This window comes from Nocardioides bigeumensis (genome assembly GCF_039531755.1).
In the GTDB taxonomy this organism is placed as follows: Bacteria; Actinomycetota; Actinomycetes; order Propionibacteriales; family Nocardioidaceae; genus Nocardioides; species Nocardioides bigeumensis.
On record NZ_BAAAQQ010000014.1, the window covers coordinates 253,790 to 268,268 of the forward strand.

14 protein-coding genes are annotated in these 14,479 nt (G+C 72.7%); 9 read left to right on the plus strand and 5 right to left on the minus strand.

Annotated elements, in window-relative coordinates:
* Window positions 1-168, plus strand: coding sequence for a hypothetical protein (locus tag ABD295_RS20445; RefSeq protein WP_344305695.1), 168 nt, complete (start codon window positions 1-3; stop codon window positions 166-168).
* A 30-nt stretch (window positions 169-198) separates the two neighbouring features.
* Here ABD295_RS20445 and ABD295_RS20450 read toward each other — a convergent pair whose 3' ends face one another.
* From ABD295_RS20450 to ABD295_RS20465, 4 genes are read right to left on the minus strand one after another with little or no spacing between them, the layout of a single operon-like run.
* Window positions 199-3,294: an FtsX-like permease family protein gene (locus ABD295_RS20450; protein ID WP_344305696.1), complete on the minus strand. Its 3,096-nt coding sequence runs from the start codon at window positions 3,292-3,294 to the stop codon at window positions 199-201.
* Window positions 3,291-5,726, minus strand: a complete 2,436-nt coding sequence (locus ABD295_RS20455; protein ID WP_344305697.1) for an FtsX-like permease family protein — start codon at window positions 5,724-5,726, stop codon at window positions 3,291-3,293. Before ABD295_RS20455 ends, ABD295_RS20450 begins: the two co-directional genes overlap by 4 nt.
* Before the next feature lie 17 nt (window positions 5,727-5,743).
* On the minus strand, window positions 5,744-6,643 hold the full coding sequence (locus tag ABD295_RS20460; protein ID WP_344305698.1) for an ATP-binding cassette domain-containing protein: 900 nt from the start codon (window positions 6,641-6,643) through the stop codon (window positions 5,744-5,746).
* On the minus strand, window positions 6,640-7,467 hold the full coding sequence (locus ABD295_RS20465) for an ABC transporter ATP-binding protein (protein WP_344305699.1): 828 nt from the start codon (window positions 7,465-7,467) through the stop codon (window positions 6,640-6,642). Before ABD295_RS20465 ends, ABD295_RS20460 begins: the two co-directional genes overlap by 4 nt.
* Window positions 7,468-7,712: 245 nt before the next feature.
* On the opposite strand from ABD295_RS20465, the gene tdh reads away from it, so the two are divergent.
* The 6 genes from tdh to ABD295_RS20495 all read left to right on the plus strand — a co-directional run bounded on the left by tdh (window position 7,713) and on the right by ABD295_RS20495 (window position 12,759).
* Complete coding sequence (tdh, locus tag ABD295_RS20470) at window positions 7,713-8,765, plus strand: L-threonine 3-dehydrogenase (protein ID WP_344305700.1); 1,053 nt, start codon at window positions 7,713-7,715, stop codon at window positions 8,763-8,765.
* A 23-nt stretch (window positions 8,766-8,788) separates the two neighbouring features.
* Complete coding sequence (locus tag ABD295_RS20475; RefSeq protein ID WP_344305818.1) at window positions 8,789-9,976, plus strand: glycine C-acetyltransferase; 1,188 nt, start codon at window positions 8,789-8,791, stop codon at window positions 9,974-9,976.
* Between the two features lie 99 nt (window positions 9,977-10,075).
* The gene (locus ABD295_RS20480) at window positions 10,076-10,744 is read left to right on the plus strand and encodes a helix-turn-helix transcriptional regulator (RefSeq protein ID WP_344305701.1); all 669 of its coding nucleotides are present in this window, start codon (window positions 10,076-10,078) and stop codon (window positions 10,742-10,744) included.
* A 46-nt stretch (window positions 10,745-10,790) separates the two neighbouring features.
* Window positions 10,791-10,973 (plus strand): hypothetical protein, encoded by a 183-nt coding sequence (locus ABD295_RS20485; RefSeq protein ID WP_344305702.1) that lies wholly within the window; start codon window positions 10,791-10,793, stop codon window positions 10,971-10,973.
* Between the two features lie 102 nt (window positions 10,974-11,075).
* A complete protein-coding gene (locus ABD295_RS20490) occupies window positions 11,076-12,017 on the plus strand; it encodes a hypothetical protein (protein WP_344305703.1) in 942 nt (313 codons plus the stop codon).
* Between the two features lie 40 nt (window positions 12,018-12,057).
* A complete protein-coding gene (locus tag ABD295_RS20495) occupies window positions 12,058-12,759 on the plus strand; it encodes an MBL fold metallo-hydrolase (protein WP_344305704.1) in 702 nt (233 codons plus the stop codon).
* 24 nt (window positions 12,760-12,783) lie between these two features.
* Here ABD295_RS20495 and ABD295_RS20500 read toward each other — a convergent pair whose 3' ends face one another.
* Window positions 12,784-13,764 (minus strand): magnesium transporter CorA family protein, encoded by a 981-nt coding sequence (locus ABD295_RS20500; protein WP_344305705.1) that lies wholly within the window; start codon window positions 13,762-13,764, stop codon window positions 12,784-12,786.
* A 184-nt stretch (window positions 13,765-13,948) separates the two neighbouring features.
* On the opposite strand from ABD295_RS20500, the gene ABD295_RS20505 reads away from it, so the two are divergent.
* Together ABD295_RS20505 and ABD295_RS20510 are read left to right on the plus strand one after the other, a co-directional pair.
* Window positions 13,949-14,248 carry a metal-sensitive transcriptional regulator gene (locus ABD295_RS20505; protein WP_344305707.1) on the plus strand — a complete coding sequence of 100 codons (300 nt, stop codon included), beginning with the start codon at window positions 13,949-13,951 and terminating at the stop codon, window positions 14,246-14,248.
* 11 nt (window positions 14,249-14,259) lie between these two features.
* Complete coding sequence (locus tag ABD295_RS20510; RefSeq protein ID WP_344305708.1) at window positions 14,260-14,466, plus strand: heavy-metal-associated domain-containing protein; 207 nt, start codon at window positions 14,260-14,262, stop codon at window positions 14,464-14,466.
* The last annotated feature ends 13 nt before the right edge of the window (window positions 14,467-14,479 follow it).

The following is a 14,479-nucleotide window of genomic DNA, read 5'->3' on the forward strand; positions in this document are numbered from 1 at the left end:
ATGTGTCACCCGGTGCGCTGCCGCAGCTGCAGCAAGGTCACCTGGGCCGGCTGCGGCCTGCACGTCGACGAGGCGCTGGCCGGGTTCGCCCCCGCGGACCTCTGCGACTGCGGTGGCGACGGCCCAGCGGGGCAGCCGTCGGTGTTCGCGAGGTTCTTGAACCGCTGAGTCGCGGCCCCACCCCGTTGCCGGCGGCTTTCAACGGGCCGTCTCGCGCAGGGTCGCGCCCCGCGCGCCGCGCACGGTCAGCGTGGCGCTGACGAACGCGAAGAGCCCGAACGCCGCAGCGGCGCACGCGGCGATGATGCCGAGCTGGGGCAGGTCGACGGAGGCCACCAGGCGCGGGGTCACCAGGGCCTCGACGTAGCCGAGCTGGATGGTCCTGAGGACGACGTACTGCGCCAACGCGCCGGCCCCGATCCCGGCGACGGCGGCCCCGCCGAGCACGACGGCGAACTCGCGCGCGACCGCCGAGACGACGACCCGGCGGCGTACGCCGACGACGCGCAGCGCGGCCGCGTCGCGGCGGCGTGCGGGCAGCTGCACCGCGGTCGAGACGAACAGGCCGGCCAGCGCCATCAGCAGGACCAGGACCGCCGCCACGCCGTAGAGGCGGAGGGCCAGGGCGTAGGCGCCCTGGTCGAGGATCGACTTCTCCTGCGCGAGCGTCTTGTCGAGGCTGAGACCGCGGTCGGCCAGGGACTGCTTCATGGCGGTCGGGGTGTCGCCGTCGACGGCGACGTAGACATCGACGGTGTTGGTGTAGATCAGCCGGTCGGTGAAGAGCATGCGGTAGTCGATGAGGATGCCGGACGGGCCGAGCAGCGGCAGGCTCTCCGCCGCGAGCACCTTGCGCACCGGCATGTCGACCCCGGAGATCGGCACCGCCGGGGCGTCGGGGTCGTCGCCGAGCATGTAGTCCGCACCGCGACCGACGACGACGGGCCGCTCGGGCGTCAGCTCGCCGGGAGACATCCGCACGAAGGCCGAGCCGCCACTGGTGTCGACGTCGATCGCGAGGTCATCGCCCTGCACGGCGACGTCGGCGCTGACCCCTTCGTCGAGCCCGCTGCCGACCCCGGACGAGGGGGCCCAGCCCGCCGAGGTGACGGCACCCGCCAAGGGCTCACCGTCGACGAGCAGGTCCCGGACCGTGAAGGTGCCGGCCATCGCGATCTTGAGCGCAGCGGGGCCGCCGAGGGTCATCCGTTCGACGGTGCAGCCCGACCGGCAGAACGGCGTCCGCTCGGTCAGGGTCGACTCGCCCGGCTCGAAGGGGCCGAGGTAGATGTCCTTGCTCGCGCCGGCAGCGGTGCTCATCCTGAGCTCGACCGTGACGTCGTCGTCGGCGGTGAGCTGCTGGTCGACGGTGAGCCCCACCTCTCGCCCGGCGAACCGGGGCGTGGTCCCGCGGGACTGGATGAGGTCCTGCACCTCCTGCTCGCTGGTGCCGGGGGTCCAGTCGCTCGGCCAGCTCAGCACCGACGCCATCCGCGGGCCGTCGACGACGGACAGCCGCGCCCCGGGCGAGAGGAACTCCGCCCCCGCCATGAGGTGCTCCCCCTCGGGGTCGAGCTCCTCGGTGAGGCTGACGGCCTGGCGCAGGGTCAGGCTGGTGGCCCACACCTCGGCGGCCGGTGAGGAGGTCGCCGCCACGCTGGCCCGCCAGTCGGCGGCCGAGTCGTAGACGCCCACGGCGAAGACACCGACGGCGATGGCCGCGGTGACCGGCAGGATCACCAGCGTCCCCTCCCGCCGGCGGCCCAGTGCTCGCGCGGTCACGAACCCCGGCAGGGAGCGTCCCGAGCGCCGGCTGGCCCAGCGGGCCACGGCGGCGATCAAGCGGGTCGCGATCAGGCCGGCGACCACGGCCAGCACGACCGGCAGCACCATGTCGGTGACGTCGGGCTGGTCGGTCCTGCCGGCCGACAGCTGGGCGGCGAGCATGCCGGCGGCCGTCGCCATCAGGGCGAGCTCGGCGATCAGGGCGGTGCGCCGCCGCGCGGCGGGCCGCTTGAGACCCGTCAGCTGCGAGGCGAGCGAGTCGCGCAGCACCAGCCCGACGGCGACCACGGCGACCACCAACGTCGCCAGGGCGACGGTCCCCGAGGCCACCCAGGCCGAGAGCGGGAGGGGCAGCGGGAGCCCGGGCACCAGCCACCAGCGGATCAGGCCCAGGGAGAGCCCGATCCCGGCAGCGAGCCCGAGCGGCAGCGCGATGAGCAGCAGGGCCAGCGGCTCGACCAGCCCCAGGCCCCAGAGTCGTCGCTCGTCCACCCCGCGCAGCGAGGCGAGCGCCAGCTCGGGCAGGCGCAGCTCGCTGGCCGCGGTCAGCAACCGCAGCAGCAGCGCCAGCGCCACCAGGACCAGCGAGAGCACCGCCGGCGCGATCGACGCCCGCGCGGTGTCCTCCTGGGACCGCACCTCGGCGAGCAGCGCCGGCAGGTCGCCCAGCGGGCTGCCGATCAACGTCGCGCGGTCGATCTCGACCGGGTCTCCCGCCGCCGCGTTCGCGGACCGGGCGGCCGCCTTCAGGTCCGCCTCGGTCCAGTCGGGGGGCAGCTCCAGCCGCCGGTCGGCGCGAACCCGCCAGAGCTCGACGGGGACGGCGTCGAACGCCGCGGGGTCCACGACGAGAGGGCCTGGCATGTACGCGGACGCCTCCGCCGGGCCTCCGGGGTCCTCAAGGATCCGTCGCGGCACGCTCTCGAAGCGGGAGACGTCGTACCAGAACTCCTGCTCGGCGGCGAGGACGCGGTAGATGCCGACGACGGTCACTCCCGGGAGCCCGTCCATGGTGACCCGGTCGCCGATCTCGAGGCCGGAGTACTCGGCGTCGCCGGCCAGCAACATCGCCTCGCCGGGGGCGGTCGGGCAGGCGCCGGTGATCTCGAGGTGGTCGCAAGCACCCGGCCGGGCGAGCAGGCGGACCTGGCCGGGGGTCCCGTCGGGGTTGTTGACCGTGCCCCGCACGCGCGCCGTCTCCAGCTGCGTGGTCGGGGGGCCGAACGGACCCTGGACGCGGGCGAGAGCCTCCTCGACCGCCACGTCGACGCCGGCCTGCGGGCCACCTTGGAAGTCGGGCTCCGGGACCAGCTCGCGGCTGACACCGGTGGCGCGCGGCGGCGCGTCGTTGAGCCGGGTGACGACGTAGGACTTCGTGACCGCGACCTGGAAGACCGGACCGAGGACGGCCGAACCGATCGCGAGCACGATCAGCAGGATCGAGCCGGCCGAGAGGAGCGCTCGGGAGCGGATGCCGCGCAGCACCGCACCGGCCAGGGTGCCGGTCATCGGGCGGCCACCCGCCCTCGGTGCCCCACGACGGGTGGCTGCTCGTCACGGAGGATCGCGGGCCGGGTGCGGTCGAGGTCGAGGCGCCGACCGCGGCCGGCGACCACCACGACGACGAGGGCCAGCAGCAGCCCGGTGCCGATCGCAGGAAGCACCGACGAGGCTGCCTGGAGCGGGACCCCGAACTCCGGCACCGTGGCGAGCGGGAGGGCGTCGAGGAGGAGCCGCGAGGCGATCAGGCCGGCGCCGGTGCCGGCGACCACGGCGATCCCGGCGAGGAGCGCCAGCTCGCCGACGCCGGCCGACCGGATCTGTCCGGGCGGGACGCCGACCACGCGCAGCGCGGCGACGTCGGTGCGGTACGCCGCCCGCTGCCGCGCCGCACTCGCGATGAAGGCCAGCAGCGCCACCGACAGGCAGCAGCCGGCCAGCACGGCGTACACCCGCGCGGTCACCGCACCGGTGGCGAGCCGGTCGGCGGTCTCGATCTCCTCGAGGGTGCGGACCGTCCCGCCGGCCTCGCGCAGCCGGGCGATGACGCTGGCCGGGGTGTCATCGGCGGCCAGGACCATGACGTCGGCGCCGGGGATGGTCGGACCGCTGCCGTAGAGGACGCTGGGCAGGTCGGCGAGCATGCCGCTGCCCTCCACGAACGGCAGGCCCGGCAACGTCGAGACGACCTCGGCGGCGTTGTCGTCGCCACCCGGGCCGAGCACGACCGGCCCGGTCTCGCCGAAGTCGAGCCCGGCGGTCACCAGCAGGGGCAGGGTGCGGTCGACGCCGCCGAGGTCGGCACGGACGGTGCCGTCGATCGCCGTCCTGACGAGGAGACCCCCTCCCTCGTCGGGCTGCACGGAGCCCCGCTCGTCCTTGCGCAAGCTGTCGATCTCGACCACGCGCCACGGCACCTGCGTCAGGTCCGTGTCGCCGAACCGCAGCGTCCTCAGCTGCGTCGACCGGCTCCCGCTGGCTTCGTTGAAGCGGGTGTCGCCGACCACGAAGAAGTCTCCCTGGAAGACGATGCCCGTCTCCACGGAGGCCTGCCGCACCACGCAACCGTCGGCGCAGTTCTCCAGGGGCTCGCCGGCCGAGACGGTCCCGCCGTCCGCGCGCGCACGCAGCACGAGGATGGAGGTGCCGGGGGTGCCGTCGGTGGCGACGTAGTCGATGGTGACCTCGACGGCGCCGTCGAGCGGCGGCGCGTCGCCGCCGAACACGGCGCTGGCGTTGTCGAGCCGATAGGGGATGCCGTCGGCCACGACCTCGACGGTGTCGCCGACCAGCGGGTCCGGGGAGTCGATGGCCAGGCCCTCGGCGCCCGCCACCACGTCGTCGGCGGGGGTGCCGGAGTAGAAGTCGCCGATGATGCCGACGTAGCGCTCGGTGTCCACGAACGCCCGACGGCGCAAGGGGTTGTCGTCGTCGACGTAGACAGCCGCGGTGAGCCAGCGGCCGTTGGGGTCGAGCTCCTCGGTGAGCGTCACCGCTTCGCGGGCGTTGAGCTCGTCGAGGTCGACCCGGGTGGGCGCGCCCGCCGTGAGCCGGGCGTTGTCGTCGGTCCACCCGCTGATGCCTGCAGCACCCGTGGCGGCGAGCGTGCCCACGGCGCCGGCGGCGACCAGGAGACGCAGCGCCGTGCCACGGTCAGCGCCGCGGCCGACCCGGCGCGTGGCCAGGAAGGCGGGCAGCGCGCTCCCCGTGGTCCTGGCCGTGGCGACGCGGGCGACGCCGCGCAGCAGCCAGACGGTCAGCTGTCCCGCGGCGAGCCCCACCAGCGCGGGACCGGCGAGCACGACCAGGTCGGGGTCGGTCTCGCGGCCGGCGCGATAGACGGCGATGCCGGCCGCGGCGAGCACCACCACGCTGCCGAAGAGCGCGGCAGCCGTCGCAGGCTTCGCTCGGGTGGCGATGCTGACCTGGTCGGACAACGGCTCGCGACTCGCGGCCGCCATCCCGAGGGCCACGCCCGCGGTCGCGACGAGGACGACGACGACCGCGGCCCCTGACGTCCAGGCCGAGATCGCGACACCGGCCTCCTCCAGCCAGAACCGCGTGGTCAGCCAGGTGCCGGCGAGGCCGAGCACCAGACCGACGATCCCGCCCAGCACGATCGCGACGAAGGGCTCCGCGAGCAGGAAGGTCACCAGCCGACGGCCGTGCATGCCGCGCAGCCTGGCCAGGCCGACCTCCTCGCGCCGCGCGAGCGCCAGCTCGTGGCCCACGGCCGGGACGGCGACCGCCCCGATGACCAGCAACGGCAGCGACAGCCAGCGCGAGATCGAGACCGGTGTCTCCCCGTCGGCGGCGGAGGACAGCAGCACCTCGCCGAAGCCGAGCACCGTCACCAGGCCGGCGGTGACCACGGCCGTCATCGCGAGCAGCGTCAGGAGCGTGCCGCGGCGCACGCGCGCGCCCCGGGTCGCCCTACTCATGGGGACTCACCGGGGGCTCACTGGTCGACCGGCCTCGCGAACGGCGACCTGGCCGGTGGTTCCTGGGGTGCCGAGGGACGAGGCGTCTCGAACGGCTCCTCCTGGCGATGTCGCGGGGGCTCCCCGACCGCAGGAGCCCCGACCGCCGGAGCCCCGACCGCCGGAGCCGAGACCGCCGCAGCCGCCGGAGCCTGGGCAACCGGGGCCGGCTCACGCGCCGCGCTTCCCTGCGCCCGGCGGGTGCGCGGGGGCACGTGCTCGACGAGGACCCCCTCGTCGAGGGCGTAGTGCCGGTCGCACGCGTCGACGACCGCGGGGTCGTGGGTCGCGACGACGACGACCGCGCCGCGCTCGGCTTCGGCGCGCAGCTCCTCGAGCACCAGCGACCGGTTGCCCTCGTCGAGCTCGGACGTCGGCTCGTCGGCGAGCAGGATGTCGGCCCCGACGACGAAGCCTCGCGCGCACGCCACCCGCTGCATCTGACCGCCGGACAGCTCCTCGACCTGGCGGTCGCCCAGGTCGGCGATGTGGAACCTGGCGAGGGCCGCCTCGGCCAGCTCGTCGGCCTCGGCCGGCGCCACCCCGCGTGCCCGCAGGGCGATGGAGACGTTCTCCCGCGCCGACAGGATCGGCACCAGGCCGTAGACCTGCAGCACGAACGCGACCTCGGGACGCGGGTCGCCGGTGCCCTGCCACATGGACGTCCCCTTGGACCGGGCGTCCGGCCCCGCGGGGTACGCCGTGCTGCCCGACGTCGGCTCGACGAGCCCGCCCGCGATCGAGAGCAGCGTGGTCTTGCCGGAGCCGCTCGGGCCGGACACGGCGCAGACCTCGCCGCCGCGGAAGGTGAGCGTCACGTCGTCGAGGAGGGTCCGGCCGACGACGTAGGTCACGCCCCTGACCTCGAGGTCGCTCATCGGTCGCCCGCCCCCTCGGTCCCACCCGGCCGGGAGAGCACGAGCCGCTCGAAACCCTCGGGCTCGATGCGGACCAGCGTGCCCTGCGGCCACTCCGCGACGTAGTGGCTGGGCAGGTGGAGCACGCCCTCGGCGCCGATGACGACGTACTCCGAGCCGTCGCGACCCTCGGCGCCGACCCGGCCGCCCTTCATCGTCACCGTGCGCGGGAAGGTCTCGGCCACCTCGGGCTGGTGGGTCACCACGACGACCGTCGTGCCGAGCTCGTCGCCGAGCCCGTGGATGAGCTCGAGGACGTGGTCGCGGTCCTCGTGGCTGAGCTGGCTGGTGGGCTCGTCGGCCAGGAGCAGCTGCGGACCGGTGGCCACGGCGCACGCCAGGGCGAGCCGCTGCCGCTGACCGCCCGACATCGTCGAGACGATCTGGTCGGCTTGGGCTTCGAGGCCGACGCGGCTCAGCAGGTCGCGGTCGGCCATGGCCTCACGGCGCAACGAGGGCTCCATGCCGAGGCGGGAGAAGCCGATGTTCTGTCGCGCGGTGGCGTAGGGCAGCAGGTTGCGGGTGGCGCCCTGGAGCATCGTGCTGACGCGCCGGGCGCGCACGCGGGAGAGGTAGCGCTCGCCCATCCGGCTGATCTCCTCCTCACCGAGGAAGATCCGGCCGGCGCTGGGCTTCTGGATGCCGCCGAGGAGGGTGAGCAGCGTCGACTTCCCGGAGCCGGACGGCCCGAGGAACGCGATGCGCTCACCGGGGAGGATCGTCAGGTCGACGCCGCGCAGCGCGACGACGTCGTGGCCCTCGAACGTGCGGTAGAGGTGGACCACGCCTTCGCAGCGGACGCCGATCCCACCCCTGGTCCCACTCGTGAGGTCCTCACGTTCGTCTCTCAACCCGTCGCCTCTCCTGCCGTCGCGCCCGCCCGCGTGAGACTCCGTTGCAGGCGGTCCGGTCCGCAACCTTTGCGACCGGATCGTCACCAAGCCGCAACCTACGTCCGCGCGCCGACGTGCTCCGCCACCGGCCCCTGTCCGCTGGCGCCGGAGGGCCCGTCCACGGATAGTGTCGGTGCATGCGGGCACTGGCGAAGACCTCGCCGGGCCCCGGGCTGGATCTCGTCGACGTCCCAGAACCCACTCCGGGACCAGGCGAGGTGAAGATCCGGGTGCTCCGGGCGGGACTCTGCGGGACCGACCTCCACCTCCACGACTGGGACGCGTGGGCCGCGTCGGTGGTGAAGCCACCGATGACCCTCGGCCACGAGTTCTGCGGCGTCGTCGCCGAGGTCGGCCGTGACGTCACCTCGGTGCACGAGGGCCAGCTCGTCTCCGGCGAGGGTCACATCGTGTGCGGGACGTGCCGCAACTGCCGGGCCGGGCGACGGCACCTCTGCATCCACACCGTCGGCATCGGGGTCAACCGCGACGGCGCCTTCGCCGACTACGTCGTCATCCCGGCCGGCAACGTCTGGGTGCAGCCCGACGACCTCGATCCCGACCTGGGCGCCGTCTTCGACCCCCTCGGCAACGCCACCCACACCGCCCTGTCCTTCCCGCTCGCCGGGGAGGACGTGCTGGTCACCGGTGCCGGCCCGATCGGCGTCATGGCCACGGCGATCGCGCGGCACGTCGGCGCGCGCTACGTCGTCGTCTCGGACCTGAGCCCCTTCCGCCTCGAGCTCGCGCGCAAGGCCGGCGCCGACCTGGTGCTCGACCCCACGCGCACCGACCTGCGCGGCGCGATGGACGCCCTCGGCATGAAGGAGGGCTTCGACATCGGTCTGGAGATGTCGGGCGCCCCCGCGGCGGTCGAGCAGATGATCTCGACGATGAACCACGGCGGCCGGATCGCGATGCTCGGTCTCCCCAGCGGCCCCTACCCCGTCGACTGGTCCAAGGTCATCACCCACATGCTGACGATCAAGGGCATCTACGGCCGGGAGATGTACGACACCTGGTACGCCATGTCGGCGATGCTGCAGACCCCGTCGTCCTCGGCGGCAGCCCTGCGCGACGCGGTGCGGTCCGTGATCACGCACCGCTTCCCGGCCGTCCGCTTCGCGGAGGCCTTCGAGACCGTTCGTGCCGGCGAGTGCGGCAAGGTCATCCTGGATTGGGAGAGCTGATGTCCACCACGGCGTACGGCAAGATGCAGGAGCGGCTCCGCGAGACGCTCGACGAGATCGACGTCGCTGGGCTGACCAAGCGGGAGCGGCACCTGACCACGCCGCAGTCCTCGCACATCGGGGTCTCGACCGGGCTCGACCACCAGAAGGTCGAGGCGCTCAACTTCTGCGCCAACAACTACCTCGGCCTCGCCGACGACCCGCGGGTGGTGGCGGCGGCGACAGAAGCGCTCGAGCGCTGGGGCTTCGGGATGGCGAGCGTGCGCTTCATCTGCGGCACCCAGGAGCTGCACGCCTCCCTCGAGGCCGACCTGTCGGCGTTCCTGGGCACCGACGACACGATCCTGTTCTCGTCGTGCTTCGACGCCAACGGCGGCGTCTTCGAGACGCTCTTCGGCGCCGAGGACGCGATCATCTCCGACGAGCTCAACCACGCGTCGCTGATCGACGGCATCCGCCTGTCCAAGGCCGCGCGCTACCGCTACAAGAACGCCGACATGGCCGACCTCGAGGCGCAGCTCGTCGCCGCGGCGGATGCCCGCACCCGTTGCATCGTCACCGACGGTGTCTTCTCGATGGACGGCTACCTCGCGCCCCTCGACGCCATCTGCGACCTCGCCGAGAAGCACGACGCGCTGGTGCTGGTCGACGACTCGCACGCCGTCGGCTTCGTCGGACCCACGGGCCGCGGCACGCCGGAGCACTTCGGGGTGAGCGACCGCGTCGACATCCTCACCGGCACCCTCGGCAAGGCCCTCGGTGGCGCCTCGGGCGGGTACGTCGCCGGGCGTGCCGAGATCGTCGAGCTGCTTCGCCAGCGGGCCCGGCCCTACCTCTTCTCCAACGCGGTCGCGCCGTCGGTGGCGGCGGGGTCGCAGGTCGCGCTGCGCATCGCGGGTGACTCCGGCGAGGCCCGCGAGACGCTGCGCCGCAACACCACGCTGTTCCGCACGCTGATGACCGAGGCCGGCTTCGAGATCCTGCCTGGCGACCACCCGATCACCCCGGTGATGTTCCGCGGCGACGACGGCGCCCGCGAGGCCTCCCGGGTCGCCGACGAGATGCTGGCCCTGGGCGTCTACGTCATCGCGTTCTCCTTCCCGGTCGTCCCGCGCGGCCAGGCCCGGATCCGGGTCCAGCTGTCCGCGGCGCACTCCGAGGACGACGTACGCCACTGCGTCGAGGCGTTCGCGAAGGCGACCGGCCGGTAGCCGGACCGGTTTCTCCGCCCCGTCATCGCCGGCGCCAGGCGGGTCCCTGCACCCCAGGGGGTGTGGTGTCGCCACCCCCGTTGAACCAGCGTGGAGCATGTGGCTATCCGACTCGCACTGGTCAACGACTACGAGGTCGTCGTCCGCGGGCTGAGCTCGATGCTGCGCAACTACGCGGACGACTTCGAGGTCGTCGAGCTGAACGCCAACACCGAGGTCAGCGAGCCCGTCGACATCGCCCTTTTCGATGTGTTCGCACAGAGCTCCGGCGACGGGGAGGACGTGCACGACCTCCTCGCGAACCCGATCGTGCGCCACGTGGTCGTCTACGCCTGGAACGTGACGCCGGCGATGGCGCGACGGGCCATGGACCACGGGGTGTCGGGTTACGTCTCGAAGACCCTGCCGGCACACGAGCTCGTGGAGGCGCTGCACGCCGTGCACGCCGGCGGCAAGGTCGTGCTGGGCAGCTCGAGCAAGCGCAGCGCCGTCGGCGGTGACTGGCCCGGCCGCGAGGAGGGGCTCACCGCGCGCGAGGCCGAGGTGATCGCGCTGATCACGCAGGGCCTGAGCAACAGCGACATCGCCCTGCACTCGTCCCTGTCGATCAACTCGGTCAAGTCCTACATCCGCAGCGCCTATCGCAAGATCGGCGTCACCAGCCGGACCAACGCGGTCCTCTGGGGTGTCGAGCACGGCTTCCACCCCGACCGCGCGCGCATCGAGGGACCCCCCTCCGTCGAGAGCTCCCGGGGCGCCGCCCGGTGAGCGGCCCACAGACCTCCCCGTCCAATCTCAACCTCACGAAGGCCGGGTGGCAGCACGGGAGGAAACCCGGTCGAAAGGAACATCCATGGTTGTCCTTGGTGTGATTCTGCTCATCATCGGACTAGTTGCGGACATCTCGATCCTCGTCACGATCGGCATCATCCTTGCCGTCGTGGGGGTGATTCTGAACCTCGTCCCGATCGGCGGCACCCGCCGCCGGGTCTTCTAGCGAGCACGTCACTAGTCACCTGAGTACTCCACGGGGGATCTAGACCAACCTGGTTCCTGAAACATCCAGGACCATCCGGCCCCTCCCGATTAGCCTGCACAGGTGATCGGGAGGGGCCGGACCCGTCTGCGGGCGACGTACGCCGCCGTGCTCGCGTCGATCGTGCTGGTGGCCGGTGGCTGCTCCGACGAGGGCGGGGCCGACCCGCGCAGCGAGGGCGCGCCGTCGCCGTCCACCTCGGTCAGGACGCTGGAGCCCCTGCGGGTCACCAAGCCGCCTGCCACCGGCGACCTCTTCGCCGAGGTCAAGCAGTCGTCGCGCGACGCGGCGCTCGGACGGATCCAGGTGTGGGTCACCAACGACCGCGAGAAGCCGCTGCTCCCGACCCGGGTGACCTACTTCGACGACCGTTTCCTCGCCCCGCTGCCCGGTGACCGGCTGCGGGTCATCCCGGCGCGCAGCTTCCGGGGCTACACCCTCACCCTGCCGAAGCGCCCCGACTGCGCGGCGAGGGCCGAGTCGGGGTCGGGCACCGTGCTCGTCGAGCACGACGGCAAGGCGGAGCGGGTCCCGGTCGGTGACGAGGCCGACGTCGTCCAGCGGTTCCAGGACTCGACCTGCTTCGCCCTGACGGTCGCCGAGGTCGCAACGTTGTCGTGGTCCGACGACGTGCCCGTCGACAAGCCCGGCGAGGGCGGGATCGGCACCTTGATCCTCCAGGCGGAACCCTCCGGGCGCGGAGGCTCCCTCACCATCACCCAGGTGTCGGGCACGCCGCTGCTGTCGTCGTACCAGACCCCGGTCTGGACGCCCGACCTCGAGGTGAGCGGAGACGGCGACCCCGTCTCCGTCGACCTGCCCGTGCACCCCGCCCGCTGCGACGAGCACGTCTTCATGGAGGCGGCCGGCGGCACCGCCTTCCGCGTGAAGATGACCGTCCAGCCGCCCAGCGGCCAGCCGGTGTCCGGTGAGCTGATCCTGCGGATGGCACCCGAGGGGGCGGCGCACGCCATCCAGTTCGCCCGCGACTCCTGCGGCTACTGACCCGAGCCAAGACCCGAAGGCATGCCCTAGGTTCGCGGGCATGGCCAAGGAACCCGTCATCCTGCTCGCCCCCGGAGTCTGGCGGGTGCCGCTCTTCGGCGACCTCGTCAACGGCTTCCTGTTCCGTGACGACGACGGCCAGGTCACCGTGCTCGACATGGGCCTCAAGCAGTCGGGCAAGAAGGTCATGGCCGCGCTCGGCGCCATCGGCTCCGGGCCTGGCGACGTCACGCGGCTGCTGCTCACCCACGCGCACGCCGACCACGCCGGCGGGACGGGGTACGTCGCCGGCGAGACCGGGCTCGGAGTCGGCGTCCACGAGGCCGACGCCGGCTTCGTCGCCGCGGGCAAGGTGGCCCCGGCCGCGACGTCCCTCGGCCGGTTGATGGCGAAGCTGTCGGGCAGCGGGTCCTTCGCGCCGGTCCCGGTCGACGAGGAGCTCCACGACGGGCAGGTCATCGACGTCGCGGGCGGGCTGCGGGTCGTGCACACGCCCGGGCACTCGCCCGGCCACGCGTCGTACCTCCACGAGTCCAGTGGCGTCCTGGTCACCGGCGACGCGATCTTCAACGTGCGCCGGATCCGCTGGCCGGTCAAGGCGTTCTGCACCGACTTCAAGATGACGAAGCAGACCGCGCACCGGCTCGGCGAGCTGGAGTACGACGTCGCCGCGTTCACCCACGGACCCGAGCTGCGCGACGGCGCTCGTGAGGCGATCCGAACCTTCCTGCGGAAGGGCTGACTGCCACCAGCCCTACCACCAGCCCTACCACCAGCCCTGGCGCCGGGCCCACCGCAGCAGCAGCCCGCTCATCGTGATCATCACCAGCACGATCACGAGGAGCGAACGCCAATGGGTCTCGTCGTTGACGATGACGTTCATCCCGTAGATCGACGCGAGCGCGGTGACCGGAAGGGTGACGGCGGCGATCACCGCCAGCCGTTCCATCGCGACGGTCATCTTCGTGTGCACCTTGGTCTGGTAGAGCTCGATCACCGCGACGAGGAACATCGTCTCCCCGTCAGCCAGCGACCGCACGCGCGCGAACTGGTCGGCGAGGTCCGCCGCCTGGTCGAGCCGGCCCTCACGCGCGAAGCGCCCGAGCCCCGCGATGCGGGCCCACACCTCGTGGCACTGGGCGGCCATCGTGCGGCCCGTCATCAGCTCGTGCCGGATGAGGAACATCCGCTCCAGCAGCTCCTCGGGCGAGCGCAGCCGCGAGGTCATGACCTCCTTCTCCAGGCCGGGCAGGCGTTCGGCGATCTGGTGGATCAGCGCGCTCTGGCTGCGGGCGACGGCCGAGGTGACGGCGTACGCCAGGTCGGCCGGTCCGTCCGGTGACATCCGGCCGGCGTCGAGGCGGGCCCGGACGGCGTCGGTCTCGGTGAGGCAGACAGAGAGGTCGAGGTCCGGGTTGATCGGGCCGTGCACGGTCACCAGCACCCGCTCCCCGACCACCAGGTCCAGCTCCAGGAGGTGGACGTGGCCCTTGCCGCCGAGGAGGGGCGCGTGCACGGTGACGAAGACCTGGCCGGGGTAGGTGTGCACGACCGGCACGTAGTTGCGCCGCCGGCAGGCCTCGATCAACCGGGCGTGGCAGCCGAGCCGCAGCAGCAGCGCCTCGGCGTCGTCCGTCCACGACGGGACGTCGACCCAGCAGAACCCGTCGGGGCCGGCGAGCAGCGCCTCGAGCTCGTCCAGGCGAATCGGCCTGGCCCCGGCCGTGCTGACGAAGCGGATCTCCACGGCACCAGCGTCCTCCCACGCGTGGCGAGGGTCCAGCGTCCCGGTGGTCTCGCCGGGTCTCGTGACGGTCCTGCGCGACCTGCTCGACCACCAACCCGTCCCGGTGGTCGAGCAGCGAGCGAAGCGAGCGGTCAGTCGAGACACGGGACTTGCGCAAATACCGTGGGGGGGTATAGTACTCGTCATGGACGAGCACGAGCACGGCTACCTCGCGGCCCACAAGAAGGACGAGTACCTCAAGCGGCTGCGCCGCATCGAGGGGCAGGCACGCGGCCTGCAGCGGATGGTCGAGGAGGAGCAGTACTGCATCGACATCCTCACCCAGGTCTCCGCGATGACGAAGGCGCTGCAATCGGTCGCGCTCGGCCTGCTCGACGACCACCTCGGCCACTGCGTGGTGGACGCCGCGAAGGCCGGCGGTCCCGACGCGGAGATCAAGCTCAAGGAAGCGTCCGACGCCATCGGCCGGCTCGTCCGGTCCTGAGAGGAGACACCATGTCCCACACCTTCACCGGCACCGTCTCGGGCATGACCTGCGGCCACTGCGTCGCGTCGGTCACTGAGGAGCTCCAGGAGCTCCCCGGCGTCACCGCGGTCGACGTCACCCTCGAGACCGGGTCCGTCACCGTCACGTCCGACCAGCCGCTCGACCGCGAGGCCGTGAGCGCCGCCGTGGACGAGGCGGGCTACCAGCTCGTCTGACCGGTCCACCCCC

Excerpts from the sequence above, each read along its gene's own strand:
- tdh (WP_344305700.1), top strand. The coding sequence starts at position 7,713 with ATGCGGGCACTGGCGAAGACCTCGCCGGGCCCCGGGCTGGATCTCGTC.
- ABD295_RS20460 (WP_344305698.1), bottom strand. The coding sequence starts at position 6,643 with ATGAGCGACCTCGAGGTCAGGGGCGTGACCTACGTCGTCGGCCGGACC.
- ABD295_RS20450 (WP_344305696.1), bottom strand. The coding sequence starts at position 3,294 with ATGACCGGCACCCTGGCCGGTGCGGTGCTGCGCGGCATCCGCTCCCGA.
- ABD295_RS20475 (WP_344305818.1), top strand. The coding sequence starts at position 8,789 with ATGCAGGAGCGGCTCCGCGAGACGCTCGACGAGATCGACGTCGCTGGG.
- ABD295_RS20455 (WP_344305697.1), bottom strand. The coding sequence starts at position 5,726 with ATGAGTAGGGCGACCCGGGGCGCGCGCGTGCGCCGCGGCACGCTCCTG.
- ABD295_RS20445 (WP_344305695.1), top strand. The coding sequence starts at position 1 with ATGTGTCACCCGGTGCGCTGCCGCAGCTGCAGCAAGGTCACCTGGGCC.
- ABD295_RS20510 (WP_344305708.1), top strand. The coding sequence starts at position 14,260 with ATGTCCCACACCTTCACCGGCACCGTCTCGGGCATGACCTGCGGCCAC.
- ABD295_RS20495 (WP_344305704.1), top strand. The coding sequence starts at position 12,058 with ATGGCCAAGGAACCCGTCATCCTGCTCGCCCCCGGAGTCTGGCGGGTG.
- ABD295_RS20505 (WP_344305707.1), top strand. The coding sequence starts at position 13,949 with ATGGACGAGCACGAGCACGGCTACCTCGCGGCCCACAAGAAGGACGAG.